Raw genomic sequence first — 20,884 nt, 5'->3', positions numbered from 1 at the left:
ATGGTCGAACGCAGCCCTTACCTCACCGCACTCTCGCACCTCATCATGGTGCTGGGCGTGCTCATCGTCGGCTTCCCGCTGTACTTGGCCTTCGTGGCCTCCACGCACACGGCGCAGGACATCGTGCAGGTGCCCATGCCCATGCTGCCCGGCGACAACTTCTGGCAGACCTACCACGACGCGTTGTTTGGCGGCGGCACGGGCGCGGGCTCCACGGCGCCGGTGGCCCGCATGATGTGGGTGAGTTTTGTCACCGCCATCGTCATCACCGTGGGCAAGATCGCGATCTCGCTGCTGTCGGCGTTTGCCATCGTGTACTTCCGCTTCCCGTTCAAGGGCATCTGCTTCTGGCTGATCTTCATCACGCTGATGCTGCCGGTGGAAGTGCGCATCGGCCCCACCTACCAGGTAGTGTCGGACCTCGGCATGCTCAACAGCTACGCGGGCCTCACGGTGCCGCTGATCGCCTCGGCCACGGCCACGTTCCTGTTCCGGCAGTTCTTCCTCACGGTGCCCGATGAACTGGTCGAAGCCGCGCGTGTGGATGGCGCCGGTCCGATGCGCTTTTTCAAGGACATCCTGGTGCCGCTGTCGCGCACCTCGATTGCCGCGCTGTTCGTGATCCAGTTCATCTATGGCTGGAACCAGTATCTGTGGCCCCTGTTGGTGACCACGTCCGAAGACATGTACCCCGTGGTGATCGGCATCAAGCGAATGCTGGCCGGCGGCGACGCAGGCAACGAGTGGAACATCGTGATGGCCACGGCCCTGCTGGCCATGCTGCCACCTGCCTTTGTGGTGGTGGTCATGCAGCGCTGGTTCGTCAAGGGCCTGGTGGACACTGAAAAATAAAGATAAAACGGGCCCTACCGCTTCATACATCTGCGCTAGCAGCTACATATTTAATAGCAAAATGGCATCCATCTCTCTTCGCAACATCATCAAGCGCTACGGGCACGGCCCCAAGGCCAACCAGGTCATCCACGGCGTGAACGCCGAGGTCAAGGACGGTGAATTCATCGTGATCGTCGGCCCCTCGGGCTGCGGCAAATCCACCCTGCTGCGCATGGTCGCCGGCCTGGAAGAAATCTCCGGCGGCGAGCTGCGCATCGGCGACCGTGTGGTGAACAACCTGGAACCTGCCCAGCGCGACATCGCGATGGTGTTCCAGAACTACGCGCTGTACCCGCACATGACGAACTTCGACAACATGGCGTATGGCCTGAAGATCGCCAAGGTGCCCAAGGACGAGATCAAAGCGCGCGTGGACAAGGCCGCCAAGATCCTCGAACTGGGCCACCTGCTGGAGCGCAAGCCGCGCGAACTCTCGGGCGGCCAGCGCCAGCGCGTGGCCATGGGCCGCGCCATCGTGCGCCAGCCCCAGGTGTTTCTGTTCGACGAGCCGCTGTCCAACCTGGACGCCAAGCTGCGCGCCCAGACCCGCCTGGAGATCCAGAAGCTGCACCGCGAGCTGGGCATCACCAGCCTGTTCGTCACGCACGACCAGGTCGAGGCCATGACATTGGCCGAACGCATGATCGTGATGAACGCCGGCAACATGGAACAGTTCGGCACGCCCGAAGAGGTCTACCACACGCCCGCCTCCACCTTCGTGGCCAGCTTCATCGGCTCGCCGCCCATGAATCTGCTCAAGAACGCGCCGAGCGCCGCCCCCGGCACCATCCTGGGCATCCGCCCCGAGCACCTGGATGTGCGCAGCGAAGGCTGGGCGGTCACGGTCGAGACGGTGGAGCTGCTGGGCGCCGAGCGCCTGATCTATGGCCGCATCAATGGCGAGCAGATCATCGTGCGCGTTGAAGAAGGCACGCACTCCCCTGCGCCCGATTCCGTGATCCATGTTCAGCCCCGCGCAGATCGCCTGCACGCGTTCGATGCCACCACCGGCAAGCGCATCGCGGCCTGAGCCGATGCCACCCAAGCCAGCTGCCAGTGCCGGGGGCAAGGTTCAGGCCACAGTCCCGGTGCTGGCGTCTCTGGACCTTGCAGAAACCCTGCGGTTCTACACCAGGCACCTGGGCTTTGATCCGCTGCTGGAGATGGACAACTACCTGATCCTGCAGCGCGATGGCTGCGAGCTGCACTTCTGGCCCTGCACCGAGCGCCACATTGCAGAGAACACCTCGTGTTATGTGCGTGCCGACACAGAAGCGCTGCACGCGGATTTCACGGCGCGCGGCCTGCAGCTGGCGCCACCTGTTGTCCAGCCCTGGGGCATGAAGGAGATGTTCGTCATCGACCCCCACGGCAACCTGCTGAAATTTGGTGAACCCGCATGAGCGTACCCTCGCCCGCCCTCGCCCTCTGGCCCTACCCCCGCTGGATCGCCCACCGTGGCGCTGGCAAGCTCGCCCCTGAAAACACCCTGGCCGCCTTCCGGCTGGGAGCACAGCATGGCTATCGCATGTTCGAGTGCGATGCCAAGCTGAGTGCCGACGGCGTACCGTTTCTGATGCACGATGCCACGCTGGACCGCACGACCAATGGCGCGCAGGCACTGGGCTCGGCAGCCAGCGCGGTCGGGGGCGATCACCCCTGGGCGGCCCTGTCACAGCTGGATGCTGGCGCCTGGCATTCACGCAGCTACGCCGGCGAGCCGCTCCCCACGCTGGAGAACATTGCGCACTACTGCATTGCCAACGGGTTCTTGCTGAACATCGAGATCAAGCCAACACCCGGCGTGGAGGAAAAGACTGGGCAGGTAGTGGGCGAGCATGCGGCGCGGCTGTGGCACGGCCAGGCGGTGTTGCCCCTGTTCTCGTCATTCCGACCCGAAGCGCTGGCTGGCGCCCGCACCACAGCACCCCACATCCCCCGCGCCCTGTTGCTGGACACGCTGTGGGACGGCTGGCACAACACGGCCCGCGAGCTGGGCTGCGTGGCCATCGTCTGCAACCACGCGCTGTGGGATGCGGCACTGGTTGCGCGCGTCCACGGCGACGGCCTGCGCGCGCTGAGCTACACGGTGAACGACGACTGGGCCGCACAGCGGCTCATCGCCCTCGGCACGGACGGCATCATCACCGACCGCGTGGACTTCTTTTCGCCCGCCACGCCATAGGGCGCGCCTTCAAACCATCCACGCCCCAAGCCAGTGCCACCGTGGAACCGGCTTCGCCGGGCCAGGGGTGGCGTCCCCCTTCAGGGGGAAGGCGCGCAGCGCCTCAGGGGGTCAGTCCAGCTTCGCGCCCGACTTTTTCACCGCCTCGGCCCAGCGTGGCATCTCGGACGCCAGGAATTTCGCGAAGTCCTCCGAGCCCAGAAACGCCGGGTCGGCCCCCTGGCTCACCATGCGGTTGCGCACATCGGGCATCTGCAGCACCTGGCCGAAGGCCTCGCTGAGCTTGTTCACAGCCTCCTTGGGCGTGCCGGCCGGGGCCAGAAAACCATAGAAACCCACCACCTCGAATCCCTTGATGCCGCTCTCGATCACCGTGGGCACATCGGGCAGTGCGGGGTTGCGCTCCTTGCTGGTCACCGCCAGGGCGCGCACCTTGCCCTGTTTGTGGTACGCGGCGGCCTGCGGGATGCTCTCGGCCATGAACTGCACCTGCCCGCCCATGAGGTCGGTGAACGCCGGGGCGCTGCCCCGGTAGGGGATGTGCACCATGAACAGACCCGTGGCGGTCTTGAACATCTCGGGCACCAGGTGGCTGATGCCACCATTGCCCGCCGAGCCAAAGTTGACCTGGCCCGGCTTGGCCCGGGCGTAGTCCATGAACTCCTTGAGGCTCTTGGCAGGCACGTTGGGGTTCACCAGCAGCGCCAGTGGCTGCATGGCGGTGCGCGCAATCGGCACAAAGTCCTTGAGAGTCGAATACGGCAACCGGCTGTAGAGCCCCGGGTTGATCACCATCACACCCGTGTTGGCCAGCATGATGGTGTGGCCGTCGGGCGGTGCTTTCATCACGTCCTGCGCGCCCACGGTGCCACCGGCACCGGCCTTGTAGTCCAGCACCACCGGCTGGCCGAGCACGGCCTGCAGCTTATCGGACAGCAGGCGTGCATGCTGGTCCAAAGGCCCGCCAGCCGGGAAGCCCACGACCACACGTATGGGTTTGGACGGAAAAGCCTGTGCGTGCACGGCAGCGGAAAGGGCCAAGCCCGCAGCCAGGGTGATCCAGGTACGCAGCAGCTTCATGGGGAATGTCTCCAGCAGTCGGTGTAGGGGGCTTCGTCAGCGGCGGGTCAAACCGCCAATACCCATGACATGGCACGCCATAGGGGCGGCACCAAGGCTATCAGACACAAGGGCGCCAGAGCCCCCAAAACCACCCCTCGCAAACCCTCAAAACACGTGACGGCTTGCTGAAAGCTTCAAGCCTTCCAGCCCCGCACCAGCACCCACTGGCAGGTAGCGCAGGCCACAACCAGGGCGGCATAGGTCAGCATCTTGCCGTCACGCCCCCACAGCACCAGCCCCGCTGCGAGCACCGCCACACCCACGGCAAACAGAATCACCCAGCGCAGCCACACCGACATCGCCGAGGCACTGCGGGAGCCCACCAGACGGCCCGAAAGCACCAACACCAGCGCCATGGCGGCGGCGGGTGCAACAAAGTTGAGAAGGTGGTTGGCGATGTCCAGTGGACCCATGGAATTGACCCAAATCAAGGCTTGAACAAGCAAGGCCGCCTGTTCGGGCCAACAATTTTATAATCGCAGCTTATGGCAGTCTGGGCCCTCGGCATCAACCACACCACCGCGCCGCTCGATCTGCGTGGCCGGTTCGCGTTCGCGCTCGACCAGATTGCCCCCACGTTGCACGGTTTGCGCCAGTCGCTTGGCTCCACCAGCCGCCACCCCGGGGTGGAAACAGCCATCATCTCCACCTGCAACCGCACCGAAATTTACTGCGCGGGCGAGCAGGCAGCCATGGACCATACGCTGGGCTGGCTGGCCCAGAGCGGCGGCGTCAGCCCCGCGCTGCTGCGCTCGCACTCCTACACACTCGAAGACAGCCTCGTTGCACGCCACGCCTTCCGCGTGGCCAGCGGGCTCGATTCGATGGTGCTGGGCGAGGCCCAGATCCTCGGCCAGATGAAAGACGCCGTGCGCGCCGCCGAAACCGCTGGCGCCCTGGGCACCACGCTCAACCAGCTGTTCCAGCGCAGCTTTGCCGTGGCCAAAGAGGTGCGCAGCAGCACCGAGATTGGTGCGCACAGCATCAGCATGGCCGCCGCCGCAGTGCGTCTGGCGGGTCAGCTGTTTGAAGACATCTCCGAGACCAAGATTTTGTTCGTCGGCGCGGGCGAGATGATCGAGCTGTGTGCCACGCACTTCGCCGCCAAGAACCCCAAGGCCATCGCCATTGCCAACCGCACCCTGGAGCGCGGCGAAAAGCTCGCCACCCGCTTTGGCGGCGAGGTGATGCGCCTGGCCGACCTGCCCGAGCGCCTGCACGAGTTTGACGCCGTCATCAGCTGCACCGCCAGCAGCCTGCCCATCATCGGCCTGGGTGCCGTGGAGCGCGCCCTCAAGAAGCGCCGCCACCGCCCCATGTTCATGGTCGATCTGGCCGTGCCGCGCGACATCGAGCCCGAGGTCAAGGCCTTGGGCGACGTGTACCTCTACACCGTGGACGACCTGGCCACCGTGGTGCAAACCGCACAGGCCAACCGCCAGGCCGCCGTGGCCCAGGCCGAGGCCATCATCGACGCGGGCGTCCAGAGCTTCATGCACTGGATGGAGCTGCGCAGCCCTGTCGGCCAAGCCGGTGGTGTGGTACCTCTGATTCAGCAGCTCAACGCCCAGACCGACGAGTGGCGTGCGCTGGAAATCGCGCGCGCCAAGAAGCTGCTGGCCAAGGGCGAGGATGTGGACGCCGTGCTCGAAGCCCTCTCACGCGGCCTCACGCAGAAGATGCTGCACGGCACCTTGGCCGAGCTGCGGGCGGGCGACGCCGAGATGCGCGCCCAGACGGCACAGACCGTCTCGCGCCTGTTCCTGCGCTCGCAAAGCAAGACGCCCAGCAACAACGGCCTGTAGCGGCGCTCGCCCGCTCCGCAGCCGCCCCGGTTTTCATCAAAATCGGCCCCTAGCGCTTGATACACAAGCGCCACCAGCTACCAAATATGTAGCAAACCATTTTTCCAGAATTCCATGAAACCCTTTCTCCGCAGCCAACTGGAGCGCTACGCACAGCGCCTGGGCGAACTCGACTTCCTGCTCTCGCGCGAAGACATCATGAGCGACATGGCGCAGTACCGCCGCATCTCCGTCGAGCACGCCGAGGTCACGCAGGTCGCAGGCCGCTACGCCCGCTACCAGCAGCGCGAGGCCGACCTGGCGGGTGCGCGCGAGATGCTGGCCGACCCCGACATGGCCGAGATGGCGCAGGAGGAAATCACCGGCGCTGAGGCCGAGCTGCTGCAGCTCGAAGACGAACTGCAGCGCCTGCTGCTGCCCAAAGACCCCGACGACGCGCGCAACGCCTTTGTCGAAATCCGCGCCGGCACGGGCGGCGATGAATCCGCCCTGTTCGCAGGCGACCTCACCCGCATGTACACCCGCTACGCCGACCGCGTGGGCTGGAAGGTAGAGATCGTCAGCGAGAACGCAGCCGAGCTGGGTGGCTACAAGGAAATCGTGCTGCGCATCGAGGGGGACCACGTTTACGGCCATCTGAAGTTTGAGTCGGGCGGCCACCGCGTGCAACGCGTGCCCGCCACCGAAACGCAAGGCCGCATCCACACCAGCGCCTGCACCGTGGCCGTGATGCCCGAGCCCGACGAGCACGAGGCCATCAAGCTCAACCCGGCGGACCTGCGCATCGACACCTTCCGCGCCAGCGGCGCTGGCGGCCAGCACATCAACAAGACCGATTCGGCCGTGCGCGTGGTGCACTTGCCCACCGGCATCGTGGCCGAATGCCAAGACGGTCGCAGTCAGCACAGCAACAAGGCCAAGGCGCTGCAAGTGCTGCAGGCGCGCATCCAGGAGAAGGAGCGCAGCGAGCGCGCCGCCAAGGAGGCCGCGCTGCGCAAGGGCCTGATCGGCAGCGGCGACCGCAGCGACCGCATCCGCACCTACAACTTCCCGCAAGGGCGCCTCACCGACCACCGCATCAACCTCACGCTGTACAAGCTGCTGCAGGTGATGGAAGGCGACCTGGGCGATGTGCTGCAGGCCCTGGCCCACGCCCGCGAGGCCGAGCAGCTCGAAGAGCTGGAGATGGGTACCGCAAGCTGAACCATATTCAGAATTTGAACAATATTGGCCTCTAGCGCTTATCTGTCATGCGCTAGCCGCTATTAAATCAATAGTGACCAACACATCCCCCACCCTCGCCCAGGCCCTGAACCAAGCCCACACCCTGGGACTGGCGCGCATCGACGCGCAACTGCTGCTGCTGCACACCCTGGCGCGCCACGACGCGGGCCGCGCCTGGCTGCTGGCGCACGACACGGATGCGATGGAAGAGGCAGCACATGCCCAGTTCATCGCCCTGTGCCAGCGCCGCTTGGCGGGCGAGCCAGTGGCCTACCTCACCGGACGCAAGGAGTTCTACGGCCTGCCGCTGCAGGTGGACGCCCGCGTGCTGGACCCACGCCCCGACACCGAAACCCTGGTGGACTGGGCCCTGGAAGTGATCGCCCCGCTGACATCGCCGCGCGTGGTGGACCTGGGCACCGGCAGCGGCGCGATTGCACTGGCGTTGCAAAGCCAGCGCGCTGACGCCAGGGTACTGGGGGTGGACGCGAGTGCCGATGCATTGGCCGTGGCCCAGGCCAATGCACAGCGGCTGGGTTTGCCGGCGCGGTTTCAGCGCAGTGATTGGCTGCAAGGCGTGGATGGTTTTTTTGACGCGATCATCTCCAACCCCCCCTACATCGCCAGTACCGACCCCCACCTGGCCGCGCTGACGCACGAACCCCTGCAGGCCCTGGCCAGCGGCGCAGACGGCCTCGAAGACATCCGCACCATCGTCGCCCAGGCGCCCGCGCACCTGCAGCCGGGCGGCTGGCTGCTGCTGGAGCATGGCTACGACCAGGCCGAAGCCGTGCAGGCCCTGCTCGCCACCCAGGGTTTTGCCCTGGTACAAAGCCGCAATGACCTCGCGGGCATTGCGCGTTGCACGGGCGGGCAGTGGGCGCTGGCGCAGACAGTGAAATAATCCACCCCATTGCGGGCTTTCAAAACCTCACGCCCGCCAGCCCCTTTCAAGGAGTATTCCCATGAGCGACACCCAACAACGCATCGACACCCTCGTCAAATCCAGCGACATCCTGCTGTTCATGAAGGGCAACGCCAGCTTCCCCATGTGTGGTTTCTCCGGCCGTGCCATCCAGATCCTCAAGGCCTGCGGCGTGGACCCCAAGAGCGTGGTCACCGTCAACGTGCTCGAAGACGACGAAATCCGCCAGGGCATCAAGGAATACAGCAACTGGCCCACGATCCCGCAGCTGTATGTGAAGGGCGAGTTCATCGGTGGCTCGGACATCATGATGGAGATGTACGAGTCGGGCGAACTCAAGCAGGTGCTGGGCACCGAAGGCTGATCGACGCGGCCACTACCCCGTGCAAACCAGGCCGCCTTCGGGCGGCCTTTTTGTTTGCCCGCAACAGTGGCACCAATCAGGGGCTTTTCCGGTGCTGAAGCGGGCATGTTGTGTGCTTGAATGGTTGCGTGACGTAACCATCACAGGAGCATGCAATGACCAGCCATAGCCTTGTTCCCCAGCCACCCGCCCTGCGCTTGCCGGTGGCCCAGATGCGCAATGTGTTCCACCCCGGCGACGTCGAGCGCAAGCTCGCACGGTTGCAGGAGTCGGGCAACCAGCGCGAATACGAAACCCTGCGCACCGTGTACGAACGCATGCTGGAACGTGGTCCGGAGCGCTTTCAGGTCAAGCCCTCGGGCATCCCCGACATGGCCAGCCTCTATGAGCAGTTGCCCAACTTCACCGAGGTGCTGGACGACGTCAAGCGCCACGTGGCGCTGGCGCAGGACAGCAGCGATGGCCTGGAGGTCACGCCCATGCTGCTGCTGGGCCCGCCCGGCATCGGCAAGACCCACTTTGCGCGCCACCTGGCCGAGCTGCTGGGCACGGGCATGAACCTCTTGCCCATGAGCTCCATGACCGCAGGCTGGCTGCTGTCGGGCTCGTCGGCGCAGTGGAAGGGCGCGCGCCCGGGCAAGGTGTTCGAGGCGCTGGTGGAGGGCGAATACGCCAATCCGGTCATCGTGGTGGACGAGATCGACAAGGCCAGCAGCGATGCGCAGTACGACCCGCTGGGTGCGCTGTACAGCTTGCTGGAGTACGACACGGCCCAGAGCTTTACCGACGAGTTTGCGGAGGTGGCCATCGACGCCAGCCAGGTGATCTGGATCACCACCGCCAACGACACGCGCGGCATCCCCGACCCCATCCTGAACCGCATGAACGTGTTCGAGGTGGAGGCGCCCACGCTGGAGCAGGCGCGCACCATTGCCCGCAACCTGTACCAGGGCATCCGCGCAGGGCACGACTGGGGCCGCCTGCTGGATCCGGAGCCGACGGACGACGTGCTGGACCACCTGGCACAGATGCCCCCCCGTGAGATGCGGCGTGCGCTGATGACGGGCTTTGGCAATGCGCGGCTGGACCGCCGGTCCACCGTGGAGATTGCTGATCTGCCCAAGGCGGCGTCAGGGCGCAGCCGCATCGGTTTCGTGCAATAACAAGGCCCCCGCCGCCAGTCCTGCGCTCGCCCGCAGGACTGGCCTTCGGGGCCCCAACCCCGAAGGCCCACCAGCCCCCCCCCGGTGTGTGCACACCTGGGGTAGGTGCCTGCGGAACGCCCAGATACACTCAGTCATCCGGTGTGCCGCAGCGCCACGCTCCGTCGCCATTCATGACCCTCTCCCAAAGCCTCTTTGTCATCGGACTGCTGATTGCAGCCAGCGCCTTCTTCTCCATGGCCGAGATCTCGCTCGCCGCAGCGCGCCGCCTGCGCCTGCGGCAGATGGCCGACGAAGGGGATGCCAGGGCGGACCAGGTGCTGCGCATGCAGGAGCAGCCGGGCGACTACTTCACCGTGGTGCAGGTGGGGCAGAACGCCGTGGCCATCCTGGGCGGTATCGTGGGCGAAGGTGCGCTGAGCCCCCACTTCACCACGCTGTTCGGCCTGTGGCTGTCGGAATCAGCCGCGCAGAAGGCGGGCTTTCTTGCCTCGTTCCTGGTCATCACCTCCCTTTTCATCCTGTTTGCCGACCTGTTCCCCAAGCGCCTGGGCATGGCCGAGCCCGAGCGGCTGGTGGTGCGGCTGGCACAGCCCATGGCCTGGTGCATGGCGCTGCTGCGCCCTGTGGTGTGGTTCTACAGCCGGGGGGCGGATGCGCTGTTCCGGGTGCTGGGTATGTCGTCGCTGCGGGACGACCGCATAACCTCGGACGACATCCTGGCGATGATGGAAGCGGGTGCGCGTGCCGGCGTGCTGGCCGCCCGCGAGCAGCAGGTCATCACGAATGTGTTCAAGCTGGACACGCGCATGGTGTCCAGCGCCATGTCCCCCCGCGACCGTGTGGCCTTCTTCTTGCGCGACGAGCCGGACTCCGTGATCCGCCTGCGCATTGCGGCCGAGCCTTTCTCAACCTACCCCGTGTGCGAGGGGGACATCGACCATGTGGTGGGCTATGTGGATGCCAAGGACCTGTTCCAGCGCGTGCTGAACAACCAGCCCATTTCGCTGGCCGATGACAGTCTGGTGCGCAAGGTGCTGATCGTCCCAGACCGGCTCACGCTGTCGGAGGTGCTGGAACAGTTCCGCCAGGTGCACGAAGACTTTGCCGTCATCGTCAACGAATACAGCCTGGTGGTGGGCGTGGTCACGCTGAACGACGTGATGAGCACCGTGATGGGCGACCTGGTCGGCCCGGCGGATGAAGAGCAGATTGTGCGGCGCGATGAAAACTCGTGGCTCATCGACGGCGTCACACCGGTCGAGGACGTGCTGCGCGCACTGTCGCTGGACGAGCTGCCCCACGCGGGCGACTACGAAACCCTGGCCGGGTTCCTGATGGTGATGCTGCGGCGCGTTCCGCGCCGGACGGACAGCGTGAGCTGGGGTGGCTACAAGTTCGAGGTGCTGGACGTGGACAGCTACCGCATCGACCAGGTCATGGTGTCCCGCCTCGGTACCGCACAGTCAGCAGGCTCCGGCCAGACCATCCAGGCCACCCCAGCAGACATCGCCACGCCGACTTCGACCTAGGCCTGCGGGCGAATGGGCTCCAGCGGCTTGGCGGGAGGTGACGGCTTTTGCCGCATGCAGAATTTCAGAAATATCAGCCCAATTGGCCTTTAGCGATTGATGGATAAGCGCAAGCAGCTATATAAAAAATAGCAAATTAGGCAGCGGGCAGCTGTGAACCCTCGGCGAACAACCAGTTGCGCTGTGCGCGAAACACGGCGTCCGGGTACGGCGAACGCCCGCGGCTGCCGTTATAGCGCCCCAGAGCCATGAACAGGTCGCCCCGCTCCCGGTCGATGTAGTGCCGCAAGATCACACAACCAAAGCGCAGATTGGTCTGCATGTGAAACAGCTTGCCGGGGTCACCATCCCCAATCACCCGTGTCCAGAAGGGCATGACCTGCATGTAACCACGTGCGCCCACGCTGGACACCGCGTATTTGCGGAACGCACTCTCCACCTGGATCAGGCCCAGCACCAGGGACACATCCAGCCCGGCACGCTTGGATTCGTACCAGGCGGTCTGCAGGAAGTCGCGGCGGACCTCCCATTCGGGCTTGCGGCGGCGCAGGCGGTCGCTCATGGCGGCGAGCCAGCGCACGTAGTGAATGCGGGCTTCGGTGGTGAAAAAATGGGGCTCTGGCGGTGCCTGGTTGGCAATGGCCGAACTGAGGGCGGTGCGCACAGAGTCCATCAGGGGCTCTTCCAGCTGCCCGCCCGCATAGGCCAGCGAGGGCGCCGCCAGCCAAGCCGCAGGTGCAGACAGAGCCGACAGCGCCGTCAGGCAGACGCGCCGGGATACACAGCCCCCATCATCGGGAGCCCTGCCCACTGCAGAAACCAGCCGCGCCGCGTTCATACCGCCATGCGGCCCTTCACGTGGGCCAGGATGTCTGCCACCGCCACCTTGGTGGCCGCAGGGTCGCGGCGGTGCTGGTACTCGACCACGCCGTCTTTGAGGCTCTTGTCGCCAATGGTCACGCGGTGGGGCACACCGATCAGTTCCCAGTCGGCAAACATGGCACCGGGGCGCTCACCCCGGTCGTCCAGGATCACGTCGACGCCCGCAGCCAGCAGGTCGGCATAGAGCTGCTCGGCCGTGGCCTTGACGGCTTCGCTGCGGTCCATGCCCACGGGGCAGACCACCACGGTGAAGGGGGCAATCGCGTCGGGCCAGATGATGCCGCGCTCGTCGTGGTTTTGCTCGATGGCCGCAGCGGGCAAGCGCGTGACGCCAATGCCGTAGCAGCCCATTTCAAAAAATGCGGGCCTGCCGTCGTCACCAAGGAAGGTGGCGTTCATGTCCTTGCTGTATTTGGTGCCCAGGTAGAACACATGACCCACTTCAATACCGCGCTCAATCGCCAGCTCACCCTTGCCGTCGGGCGAGCGGTCGCCCGCCACCACATTGCGCAGGTCGGCCACGGCGTCGGGCTCCGGCAGGTCGCGGCCCCAGTTCACGCCGGTGATGTGGAAGTCCACCTCATTGGCGCCGCAGATCCAGTCAGCCATCAGGGCGACTTCGCGGTCGGCCACGATCTTCAAAGGCTTCTTCAGGCCGATGGGGCCCAGGTAACCGGGCTTGCAGCCGAAATGGTCTTCGATTTCGCCCACCGTGGCAAAACGGAAACCCGCCAGCCCCGGCACCTTACCCACCTTGATCTCGTTCATGTCGTGGTCGCCGCGCAGCAGCAGCAGCCAGACCTGGGTCTTGACAATTTCGCCGGCTTCGCTGGTTTCGTCTGTGGCCAGCACGAGCGACTTGACCGTAGTGTTCAGAGGCACTCCCAGCAGTTCTGCCACATCGGCGCAAGTGCTCTTGCCAGGCGTGGCCGTTTTGGTCAACGCCTGAGTGGCTGCACCGCGTGGGCCGGCAGGGGCCAGCGCTTCGGCTTTTTCCATGTTGGCGGCGTAGTCGCTCTGTGGGCAGTAGACGATGGCGTCTTCGCCTGTGGCAGCGATCACCTGGAACTCTTCGGAGAGGTCGCCACCGATGGCACCACTGTCGGCCGCCACGGCGCGGTAGGTCAGGCCAAAGCGGTCAAAAATGCGGCGGTAAGCCTGCGCCATGATTTGGTAGCTGGCCTTGGCCGAGGCTTGGTCGCGGTCGAAGCTGTAAGCATCCTTCATGATGAACTCGCGTCCGCGCATCAGGCCGAAGCGCGGACGGCGCTCGTCGCGAAACTTGGTCTGGATCTGGTAGAAGTTCTTGGGCAGCTGCTTGTAGCTCTTGAGTTCCTGGCGCGCGATGTCAGTGATCACTTCTTCGCTGGTGGGCTGCACCACGAAGTCGCGGCCGTGACGGTCCTGAATGCGCAACAGTTCAGGGCCCATCTTGTCGAAACGGCCCGTTTCATGCCACAGCTCAGCAGGCTGGACTACGGGCATGGTCAGTTCCACGGCGCCTGCACGGTTCATTTCCTCGCGCACGATGGCTTCCACCTTGCGGATCACCCGCAGCCCCATGGGCATGTAGTTATAGATGCCAGCGCCCAGCTTCTTGATCAGCCCCGCCCGCGTCATGAGTTTGTGGCTGACCACTTCGGCATCCGCCGGAGCTTCCTTGAGGGTGGAAATAAAGAATTGGGAGGCTTTCATCGGAATCGATTGCAGGCAGAACGGGGCCGTCCACTTGCTGCGCGCTAGGCGCCGTGCATAATGGACACAGTTTAAAAATTTGGGGTTTGATTATGCTTGACCGGGACGGCTTTCGGCCGAACGTCGGCATCATCCTGCTCAACCAGAAAAACCAGGTGTTCTGGGGCAAGCGTATACGCACCCACAGCTGGCAGTTTCCGCAGGGTGGCATTGACCGGGGAGAAACTCCCGAGCAAGCCATGTTCCGTGAGCTGCATGAAGAAGTGGGCTTATTGCCCAACCACGTACGCGTGGTGGCCCGCACCCGGGACTGGTTGCGCTATGAGGTGCCTGGCCGGTACATCCGCCGCGATGCACGCGGACACTACAAGGGCCAGAAACAAATCTGGTATCTGCTTCAACTGGTAGGACACGACTGGGACCTGAACCTGCGTGCCACCAACCATCCGGAATTCGACGCCTGGCGCTGGAATGACTACTGGGTTCCGCTGGATGTCGTGGTCGAATTCAAGCGTGGCGTCTATGAAATGGCGCTGACGGAACTGGCCCGCTTCCTGCCTCGCCACGAGCAGCGCAACCGCTACCTGCGCAGTGGCATGCGCACGCGCGAGGGCGAACACGCGGGCACCATGTTTCGGACGGGCTCCATGCTGATCAATCCGGGCATGGAGCTTCCACCGGGGGCCAGTTTCGATCCGGATCCGCAGAACAGTGTGCCCGGAGAGCTAGACGGACTGCCTGCGGTCACCACGCCGCGTTAATTCATTGGCGAGGTGATCGCCAGTCCCATGAAAAACGCCTGCAAATCGCAGGCGTTTTTGTTGGTGGAATGATGGTGTCTTTGAGAAGCTACGTTGGCTGCTGGCTTTCGCCGTCAGCTGGCGGCCAGCACCATGTTGTCTCGATGCACCATCTCTGGCTCGGCAACGTAACCCAGCAGCTTTTCGAATTCGGTCGAAGGCTTGCGGCACAGCATTCTGGCCTCGGCCGCAGCATAGTTGGCCAGGCCACGGGCAATTTCGGTGCCGGATGCGTCGCGCACGGCAATCACGTCGCCGCGCGAAAAGTCACCCTCCACAGCCGTCATACCGATAGGCAGCAGACTCTTGCCTTCATCACGCACCTTGGCCGCAGCCCCCGCGTCCACCACCACCGAGCCGCGCAATTGAAGGTGGTCGGCCATCCACTGTTTGCGGGCTTGCTTTTTTTGCGTCTGGGCCACAAGGAGCGTACCCAGCGCCTCCCCTTGAACGAGGCGAACCAGCACATCGGATTCGCGCCCCCAGGCAATGACCGTGGAGGCGCCAGAACCAGCAGCACGCTTGGCCGCGAGGATCTTGGTGATCATGCCGCCCTTGCCAATGCTGGAACCCGCACCACCGGCCATGGCCTCCAGCGCTGGGTCGCCGGCCTTGGCTTCGTGCACAAACTGCGCGGACGCATCGCGGCGCGGGTCGGCCGTGTACAGGCCCTTCTGGTCGGTGAGGATGATCAGCGCGTCGGCCTCGACCAGGTTCGCCACCAGTGCGCCCAGGGTGTCGTTGTCGCCGAACTTGATTTCGTCGTTGACGACGGTGTCGTTCTCATTGATCACCGGCACCACACCCAGGCGCAAGAGCGTCAGCAGGGTCGAGCGCGCATTCAGGTAGCGCTCGCGGTCGGCAAGGTCAGCATGGGTGAGCAACACCTGTGCGCTGCCCATGCCTTGCTCGCGCAGCTTGGTTTCGTACATCTGCGCCAGCCCCATCTGCCCAACGGCAGCGGCGGCCTGCAGCTCGTGAACTTCGTTCGGCCGCGTGGTCCAGCCCAAGCGCTTCATGCCTTCGGCAATGGCACCACTGGACACCATCACAACCTCGCGCGGCACCCCACCATCGCCACGCACCAGAGCCGCCAGCTGACGGCTCCACTCGCCAATGGCGGTTTCGTCGAGGCCACGGCCCTCATTGGTCACAAGACTGGAGCCTACCTTGACCACGATGCGGCGGGCGTCACGCAATACGCTGGAAACCATTTTTTAAGTATTTTTGGCCGCTAGCGCTTATTCCAAAAGCGCCAATAGCTATTATTAATATAGCAAATGAGAACGCAGACCGTGACTGCAAATCAGGCTGGCGCATCCCCTGCAAAACGTGGATCAATTTCCACTGGCTCGTTCTCCACCCGCTGTTCGGACTGCACATGGCGGAAGATGGCATGGATCAGCGGCTCGCAGCCTTCGCGCGTCAGGGCAGAAATCTCAAACACCGGCCCCTTCCACTTGAAGCGCTTGACGAAGTCCTTCACACGGGCTTCCCGCTCTTCGGTGGGCACCATGTCCAGCTTGTTCAGCACCAGCCAGCGCGGCTTGTTGTACAGCTGCTGGTCATACTTCTTGAGCTCGTTGACGATGGCTTTGGCCTGAGCCACCGGGTCCACCGCATCGTCGAAAGGCGCCAGATCCACAATGTGCAGCAGCAGGCGGGTGCGCTGCAGATGGCGCAGAAACTGGTGCCCGAGGCCCGCACCTTCCGAAGCGCCTTCGATGAGACCTGGAATATCAGCCACCACAAAACTCTGCTCCGGCCCCACGCGAACCACACCCAGGTTGGGATGCAGCGTCGTAAAGGGGTAGTCTGCAATCTTGGGGCGGGCGTTGGACACCGCCGTGATGAAGGTGGACTTACCCGCATTGGGCATGCCCAGCAGGCCCACGTCGGCCAGCACCTTCAACTCCAGCTTCAGGTTCTTCTTCTCGCCGGGCCAGCCTGGTGTCTTCTGGCGCGGGGCCCGGTTGATAGCGCTCTTAAAGCGCATGTTGCCAAAGCCGCCATCACCCCCCTTTGCAATGGTGATGACCTCGCCCGGGTTCAGCAGCTCGTAGAGCACCTCGCCCGTTTCGGCGTCTGTGATGATGGTGCCGACCGGCATCTTGAGGGTGATGTCGGCACCAGCCGCACCAAACATATCCGATCCCATGCCATGCTCGCCCCGCTTGGCCTCGTGCCTGCGCGAATAGCGAAAGTCCACCAGGGTGTTCAGGTTCGGATCAGCCACGGCAAAAACATGCCCGCCGCGACCACCGTCCCCGCCGTTGGGACCGCCGAATTCCTTGTACTTTTCGTGCCGAAAAGACACGCAGCCATTGCCACCATCACCGGCGGCAATGTCAATAAAGGCTTCATCGACGAACTTCATGGGATATCCAGTTTACAAAAGGGCGCAGCACCAGCAGCAGACTGCCTGATTCTGTCGGAACTGCGGAACGCCTTGCAGGCGCCGTCTGCCGACGACTTGAGCGCCATCGTACAGACCAAACAACAAAGCCCCGGCAAAGCGGGGCTTCGATGGCTACCAGAGGAACGAACCTCAGGCAGGAGTCACATTGACCGTGGACTTGGACAACGCACCCTTGGTGCCGAACGACACGTGGCCGTCCACCAGGGCGAACAAGGTGTGGTCCTTGCCCACGCCGACATTGTTGCCGGGGTGGAAACGTGTGCCACGTTGGCGCACGATGATCGAGCCAGCGCTGATCAGTTCACCACCGAACGCCTTGACACCCAGCATCTTTGGCTTGGAGTCACGTCCGTTTCGCGTAGAGCCGCCGCCTTTTTTCTGTGCCATGACTAGCTCCTTCGATTAAGCAGCAATCGCACCGATTTGCAGTTCAGTGAACTGCTGGCGATGGCCTTGGCGTTTTTGATAGTGCTTGCGACGGCGCATCTTGAAGATGTGCACTTTGTCGTGCTTGCCGTGGGCCACGACAGTGGCTTTCACGGTTGCGCCGGACACCAGGGGCGTACCAACCTTCAGTTCAGCGCCGTTGCCGACAGCCAGAACCTGGTCGATCACAATTTCCTGGCCTACGTCCGCAGCAATCTGTTCTACTTTAATTTTTTCGCCGGAAGCAACGCGATACTGCTTGCCGCCGGTTTTTATGACCGCGTACATGTTGACCTCTTGATATGAGTTCTGCAGACGAATTTCCGCAGAGCCCAAGAGTATAGCGCATTGCCATACAACACACCACCCCCGCGTTCAGCGACAGCGCCGCCGCCTCGGTGGTCGCAACGAAGAGCCTCCGGGGCTTCCTATAATTCGGTCTCTTTCTGTGACCACCATCTTGACTGACCACACCGCCCCCGCAGCATCCCCTCTCTTGCTCGTTGCACAAGACATGCACGAGGTCGACAAGGTCATTGGTCAGCGCCTGACGTCCAGCGTACCTCTGGTAGCCCAGATATCGCAGTACATCATTGCCGCTGGCGGAAAACGCCTGCGACCGGCACTGCTGCTGATGGTCTGCGGCGCCCTGGGGTATCGGGGCGCACATCGGCACAGCCTCGCGGCCGTTGTGGAACTGATCCACACCGCTACACTGCTGCACGACGATGTCGTGGACGCATCCACCCTGCGCAGAGGCCGACCCACGGCGAACGAAACCTTTGGCAACCCCGCCAGCGTGCTTGTTGGGGATTTTCTGCACACCCGCTCCTTCCAGATGATGGTCGAGGCAGGCAGCATGCGGATCATGGAGATACTCTCGGAGGCCACCAACGTGATCGCCGAGGGTGAGGTGTTGCAGCTGATGAACATGCATGACGCATCGCTCGACGAAGCGGGTTACCTGCGCGTCATTCGCTCTAAAACCGCCAAACTGTTTGAAGCCAGCGCACGCCTCGGCGCAGTACTCGCCGAGAGCTCGCCTGAAATTGAGGAAGCTTGCGCAACCTACGGACAAGCGTTGGGCACCGCTTTCCAGATCATTGACGACGTCCTCGACTACGACGGGGATGCGACTGAGATGGGGAAAAACCTGGGGGACGATCTGCGCGAAGGCAAGTCCACCCTCCCCCTCATCGCTGCCATGGAGCGCGGCACCGAAATTCAGGCGCAGGTCGTGCGCCAAGCCATTGAACAAGGCTCGACCGACCAACTGGCAGACATCGTGCAAATCGTCCGCGAGACCGGCGCACTGGAAGTCACACGGGCCGCCGCCTTTAGCGAGGCCCGCCGAGCCATGGCGGCTGCAGAGCAACTACCAACCAATGCATATTCAGCAGCTTTGCTAGAATTGGCCGCACAGTTGCTTACAAGACGCAACTGATCTGCCCATTGCATCAGCTTCTGAGCGCAATAGCGGCACACGGGGTGTAGCTTAGCCTGGTAGAGCGCTACGTTCGGGACGTAGAGGCCGGAGGTTCGAATCCTCTCACCCCGACCATAAATACCAGTGCATTTTCAGCAATAGCACCCTTTTTGTGGTGCTGTTGCCAATCTCGAATCTCTGTACAGCCTTCAGATGATCGGTGATGATAGGATGGTTTCTTTTCCACACCTAACATATTTCCGGTTACATGGCCGCTGTCGATACTGCCCCCAAAGAAGCCTCCGCAGTGGCCCTCCCCGGATTGGGCAGGGCCCTGATGTCTGCTGGCAAGCTGACCCAGAAGGCAGCAGAGGACATTTACAAAAAATCACAAACTAGCCGGACCAGCTTTATTGCCGAACTGACCGGTTCTGGCGCGGTGTCAGCTGCCGACTTGGCCCATACCGTGTCGGCTGTGTTTGGCGCACCCTTACTCGATCTGGATGCGATTGATCCATTACGGCTGCCGAAAGAACTGCTCGACGGCAAGATATGCCAAGCATATCGGGTTGTTGTGCTCAGCAAGCGCAATAATCGCCTGATTGTTGCGACTGCAGACCCTACGGACCAGGAAGCAGCCGAAAAAATAAAATTCACCACCCAGATGGGGGTGGACTGGATTATTGCGGAGTATGACAAGCTCAGCCGCCTAGTAGAAACCACCACCAAATCGGCCAGTGAATCTTTGGAAACGCTGACGGGTGGTGGTGGTGATTTTGAATTTGACGACTCACCCATCGAAGAGGCGCCAGACAATAACGATACCGGAGCTACTGATGTAGAAGATGCTCCCATCGTCAAGTTCTTGCACAAAATGCTTCTGGACGCATTCAACATGCGTGCGTCCGATTTACATTTTGAACCTTATGAGCATCAATACCGCGTGAGATTTCGGATTGATGGTGAATTGCGAGAAATCGCGTCCCCACCAATAGCCATCAAGGATAAGCTGGCATCTCGCATCAAGGTGATTTCTCGCCTGGATATTTCTGAAAAGCGGGTACCGCAAGACGGGCGCATGAAACTCAAAGTGGGCCCGGACAGGGTCATTGATTTCCGGGTCAGCACCCTCCCGACCTTGTTTGGTGAAAAAATTGTTATCCGTATTCTGGACCCCAGCAGTGCCAAGCTGGGTATTGATGCATTGGGCTATGAACCCCAGGAGAAAGAGCGCCTGCTCGAAGCCATCGGGCGGCCCTATGGAATGATCTTGGTCACGGGACCCACGGGCTCCGGCAAAACCGTTTCCCTTTATACCTGCTTGAATCTTCTCAACAAGCCAGGCGTCAATATTGCCACAGCGGAAGACCCATCCGAAATCAATCTTCCAGGCGTTAACCAGGTCAACGTGAATGAAAAGGCTGGACTAACCTTTGCGGTAGCCCTCAAATCCTTTCTACGGCAAGATCCCGACATTATCATGGTCGGCGAAATCCGTGATCTGGAAACTGCGGACATTTCCATCAAGGCAGCACAAACGGGGCATTTGGTGTTATCAACGCTTCACACCAATGATGCCCCCACCACTTTGACACGCATGCGCAATATGGGAATCGCCCCGTTCAATATTGCTTCCAGCGTTATTCTCATCACAGCGCAGCGCTTGGCCCGCAGGTTGTGCCCCACCTGCAAAGCGCCGGCCGATATACCGCATGAATCGCTGCTCGAAGCAGGGTACAAAGAAGAAGAAATTGATGGAAGCTGGGTCACGTACCGCCCCGTAGGCTGCTCCGCTTGTAACAACGGGTATAAGGGACGGGTCGGCATCTACCAAGTCATGCCGATCTCTGAGGACATCCAACGTATCATCCTGCGCGACGGGAGTGCACTAGAAATCGCCGAACAGGCGAGAGCAGAAGGCGTGCGCTCGCTCCGCGAATCCGGCCTACACAAGGCAAGACTGGGCTTCACTTCGCTGGAAGAAGTGCTTGCCGTCACCAACGAATAACGACTAGAGGGTCC

General features: G+C 62.7%; 21 protein-coding genes and 1 tRNA gene. 14 read left to right on the top strand and 8 right to left on the bottom strand.

What is annotated here, in order from left to right; genetic code table 11:
* From ugpE to ugpQ, 4 genes are all read left to right on the top strand, one after another.
* On the top strand, window positions 1–852 hold the full coding sequence (ugpE, locus tag NFX52_RS00620) for a sn-glycerol-3-phosphate ABC transporter permease UgpE (protein ID WP_055399142.1): 852 nt from the start codon (window positions 1–3) through the stop codon (window positions 850–852).
* A gap of 61 nt (window positions 853–913) precedes the next feature.
* Window positions 914–1,924, top strand: a complete 1,011-nt coding sequence (locus NFX52_RS00615; RefSeq protein ID WP_055399144.1) for a sn-glycerol-3-phosphate import ATP-binding protein UgpC — start codon at window positions 914–916, stop codon at window positions 1,922–1,924.
* 4 nt (window positions 1,925–1,928) lie between these two features.
* Window positions 1,929–2,297 carry a bleomycin resistance protein gene (locus NFX52_RS00610; RefSeq protein ID WP_055399146.1) on the top strand — a complete coding sequence of 123 codons (369 nt, stop codon included), beginning with the start codon at window positions 1,929–1,931 and terminating at the stop codon, window positions 2,295–2,297.
* Window positions 2,294–3,079 carry a glycerophosphodiester phosphodiesterase gene (gene ugpQ, locus NFX52_RS00605; RefSeq protein ID WP_055399148.1) on the top strand — a complete coding sequence of 262 codons (786 nt, stop codon included), beginning with the start codon at window positions 2,294–2,296 and terminating at the stop codon, window positions 3,077–3,079. The genes NFX52_RS00610 and ugpQ overlap by 4 nt, the downstream gene beginning before the upstream one ends.
* A 111-nt stretch (window positions 3,080–3,190) precedes the next feature.
* On the opposite strand, the gene NFX52_RS00600 is transcribed toward ugpQ, so the two are convergent.
* The gene (locus NFX52_RS00600) at window positions 3,191–4,159 is read right to left on the bottom strand and encodes a Bug family tripartite tricarboxylate transporter substrate binding protein (RefSeq protein ID WP_055399149.1); all 969 of its coding nucleotides are present in this window, start codon (window positions 4,157–4,159) and stop codon (window positions 3,191–3,193) included.
* A 176-nt stretch (window positions 4,160–4,335) separates the two neighbouring features.
* Complete coding sequence (locus NFX52_RS00595; protein WP_121422462.1) at window positions 4,336–4,614, bottom strand: hypothetical protein; 279 nt, start codon at window positions 4,612–4,614, stop codon at window positions 4,336–4,338.
* Between the two features lie 72 nt (window positions 4,615–4,686).
* On the opposite strand from NFX52_RS00595, the gene hemA reads away from it, so the two are divergent.
* The 6 genes from hemA (at window position 4,687) to paeA (ending at window position 11,214) form a co-directional block, all read left to right on the top strand.
* Window positions 4,687–6,006, top strand: coding sequence for a glutamyl-tRNA reductase (gene hemA / locus NFX52_RS00590; protein ID WP_055399153.1), 1,320 nt, complete (start codon window positions 4,687–4,689; stop codon window positions 6,004–6,006).
* Between the two features lie 114 nt (window positions 6,007–6,120).
* Window positions 6,121–7,209, top strand: coding sequence for a peptide chain release factor 1 (prfA, locus tag NFX52_RS00585; RefSeq protein ID WP_055399155.1), 1,089 nt, complete (start codon window positions 6,121–6,123; stop codon window positions 7,207–7,209).
* A 73-nt stretch (window positions 7,210–7,282) separates the two neighbouring features.
* Window positions 7,283–8,134: a peptide chain release factor N(5)-glutamine methyltransferase gene (gene prmC / locus NFX52_RS00580; protein ID WP_055399157.1), complete on the top strand. Its 852-nt coding sequence runs from the start codon at window positions 7,283–7,285 to the stop codon at window positions 8,132–8,134.
* A 61-nt stretch (window positions 8,135–8,195) separates the two neighbouring features.
* A complete protein-coding gene (gene grxD, locus NFX52_RS00575; protein WP_055399159.1) occupies window positions 8,196–8,519 on the top strand; it encodes a Grx4 family monothiol glutaredoxin in 324 nt (107 codons plus the stop codon).
* Window positions 8,520–8,674: 155 nt separating this feature from the next.
* Window positions 8,675–9,682, top strand: coding sequence for an AAA family ATPase (locus tag NFX52_RS00570; protein ID WP_055399161.1), 1,008 nt, complete (start codon window positions 8,675–8,677; stop codon window positions 9,680–9,682).
* Between the two features lie 173 nt (window positions 9,683–9,855).
* The gene (paeA, locus tag NFX52_RS00565) at window positions 9,856–11,214 is read left to right on the top strand and encodes a polyamine export protein PaeA (RefSeq protein ID WP_252635346.1); all 1,359 of its coding nucleotides are present in this window, start codon (window positions 9,856–9,858) and stop codon (window positions 11,212–11,214) included.
* A 136-nt stretch (window positions 11,215–11,350) separates the two neighbouring features.
* On the opposite strand, the gene NFX52_RS00560 is transcribed toward paeA, so the two are convergent.
* Entirely contained in the window at window positions 11,351–12,052 is a 702-nt protein-coding gene (locus NFX52_RS00560; RefSeq protein WP_055399165.1) for a lytic transglycosylase domain-containing protein, read from the bottom strand.
* Window positions 12,049–13,791, bottom strand: a complete 1,743-nt coding sequence (locus NFX52_RS00555; protein WP_055399167.1) for a proline--tRNA ligase — start codon at window positions 13,789–13,791, stop codon at window positions 12,049–12,051. Before NFX52_RS00555 ends, NFX52_RS00560 begins: the two co-directional genes overlap by 4 nt.
* Window positions 13,792–13,883: 92 nt before the next feature.
* Here NFX52_RS00555 and NFX52_RS00550 point away from each other — a divergent pair, with 92 nt between their 5' ends.
* Complete coding sequence (locus NFX52_RS00550; protein ID WP_252635345.1) at window positions 13,884–14,552, top strand: RNA pyrophosphohydrolase; 669 nt, start codon at window positions 13,884–13,886, stop codon at window positions 14,550–14,552.
* A 113-nt stretch (window positions 14,553–14,665) separates the two neighbouring features.
* Here the strand turns inward: NFX52_RS00550 and proB are convergent, their stop codons facing one another.
* The 4 genes from proB to rplU all read right to left on the bottom strand — a co-directional run bounded on the left by proB (window position 14,666) and on the right by rplU (window position 17,724).
* Window positions 14,666–15,805 (bottom strand): glutamate 5-kinase, encoded by a 1,140-nt coding sequence (proB, locus tag NFX52_RS00545; RefSeq protein WP_055399171.1) that lies wholly within the window; start codon window positions 15,803–15,805, stop codon window positions 14,666–14,668.
* Between the two features lie 92 nt (window positions 15,806–15,897).
* Window positions 15,898–16,968 (bottom strand): Obg family GTPase CgtA, encoded by a 1,071-nt coding sequence (gene cgtA / locus NFX52_RS00540; protein ID WP_055399173.1) that lies wholly within the window; start codon window positions 16,966–16,968, stop codon window positions 15,898–15,900.
* A gap of 171 nt (window positions 16,969–17,139) precedes the next feature.
* Entirely contained in the window at window positions 17,140–17,397 is a 258-nt protein-coding gene (rpmA, locus tag NFX52_RS00535; protein WP_008905145.1) for a 50S ribosomal protein L27, read from the bottom strand.
* 15 nt (window positions 17,398–17,412) lie between these two features.
* Window positions 17,413–17,724, bottom strand: a complete 312-nt coding sequence (gene rplU, locus NFX52_RS00530; RefSeq protein WP_005794184.1) for a 50S ribosomal protein L21 — start codon at window positions 17,722–17,724, stop codon at window positions 17,413–17,415.
* A 226-nt stretch (window positions 17,725–17,950) separates the two neighbouring features.
* On the opposite strand from rplU, the gene NFX52_RS00525 reads away from it, so the two are divergent.
* The 3 genes from NFX52_RS00525 to pilB all read left to right on the top strand — a co-directional run bounded on the left by NFX52_RS00525 (window position 17,951) and on the right by pilB (window position 20,870).
* On the top strand, window positions 17,951–18,880 hold the full coding sequence (locus NFX52_RS00525) for a polyprenyl synthetase family protein (protein WP_055399175.1): 930 nt from the start codon (window positions 17,951–17,953) through the stop codon (window positions 18,878–18,880).
* Between the two features lie 40 nt (window positions 18,881–18,920).
* Window positions 18,921–18,997, top strand: a tRNA-Pro gene (locus tag NFX52_RS00520).
* Between the two features lie 133 nt (window positions 18,998–19,130).
* Window positions 19,131–20,870, top strand: coding sequence for a type IV-A pilus assembly ATPase PilB (pilB, locus tag NFX52_RS00515; protein WP_055399177.1), 1,740 nt, complete (start codon window positions 19,131–19,133; stop codon window positions 20,868–20,870).
* The last annotated feature ends 14 nt before the right edge of the window (window positions 20,871–20,884 follow it).

It is taken from the genome of Acidovorax facilis (assembly GCF_023913775.1).
GTDB classification, from domain to species: Bacteria; Pseudomonadota; Gammaproteobacteria; order Burkholderiales; family Burkholderiaceae_C; genus Acidovorax; species Acidovorax facilis.
The sequence above is the reverse complement of the archived record's forward strand: the minus strand, read 5'-3'. Positions and strand labels throughout refer to the sequence as shown.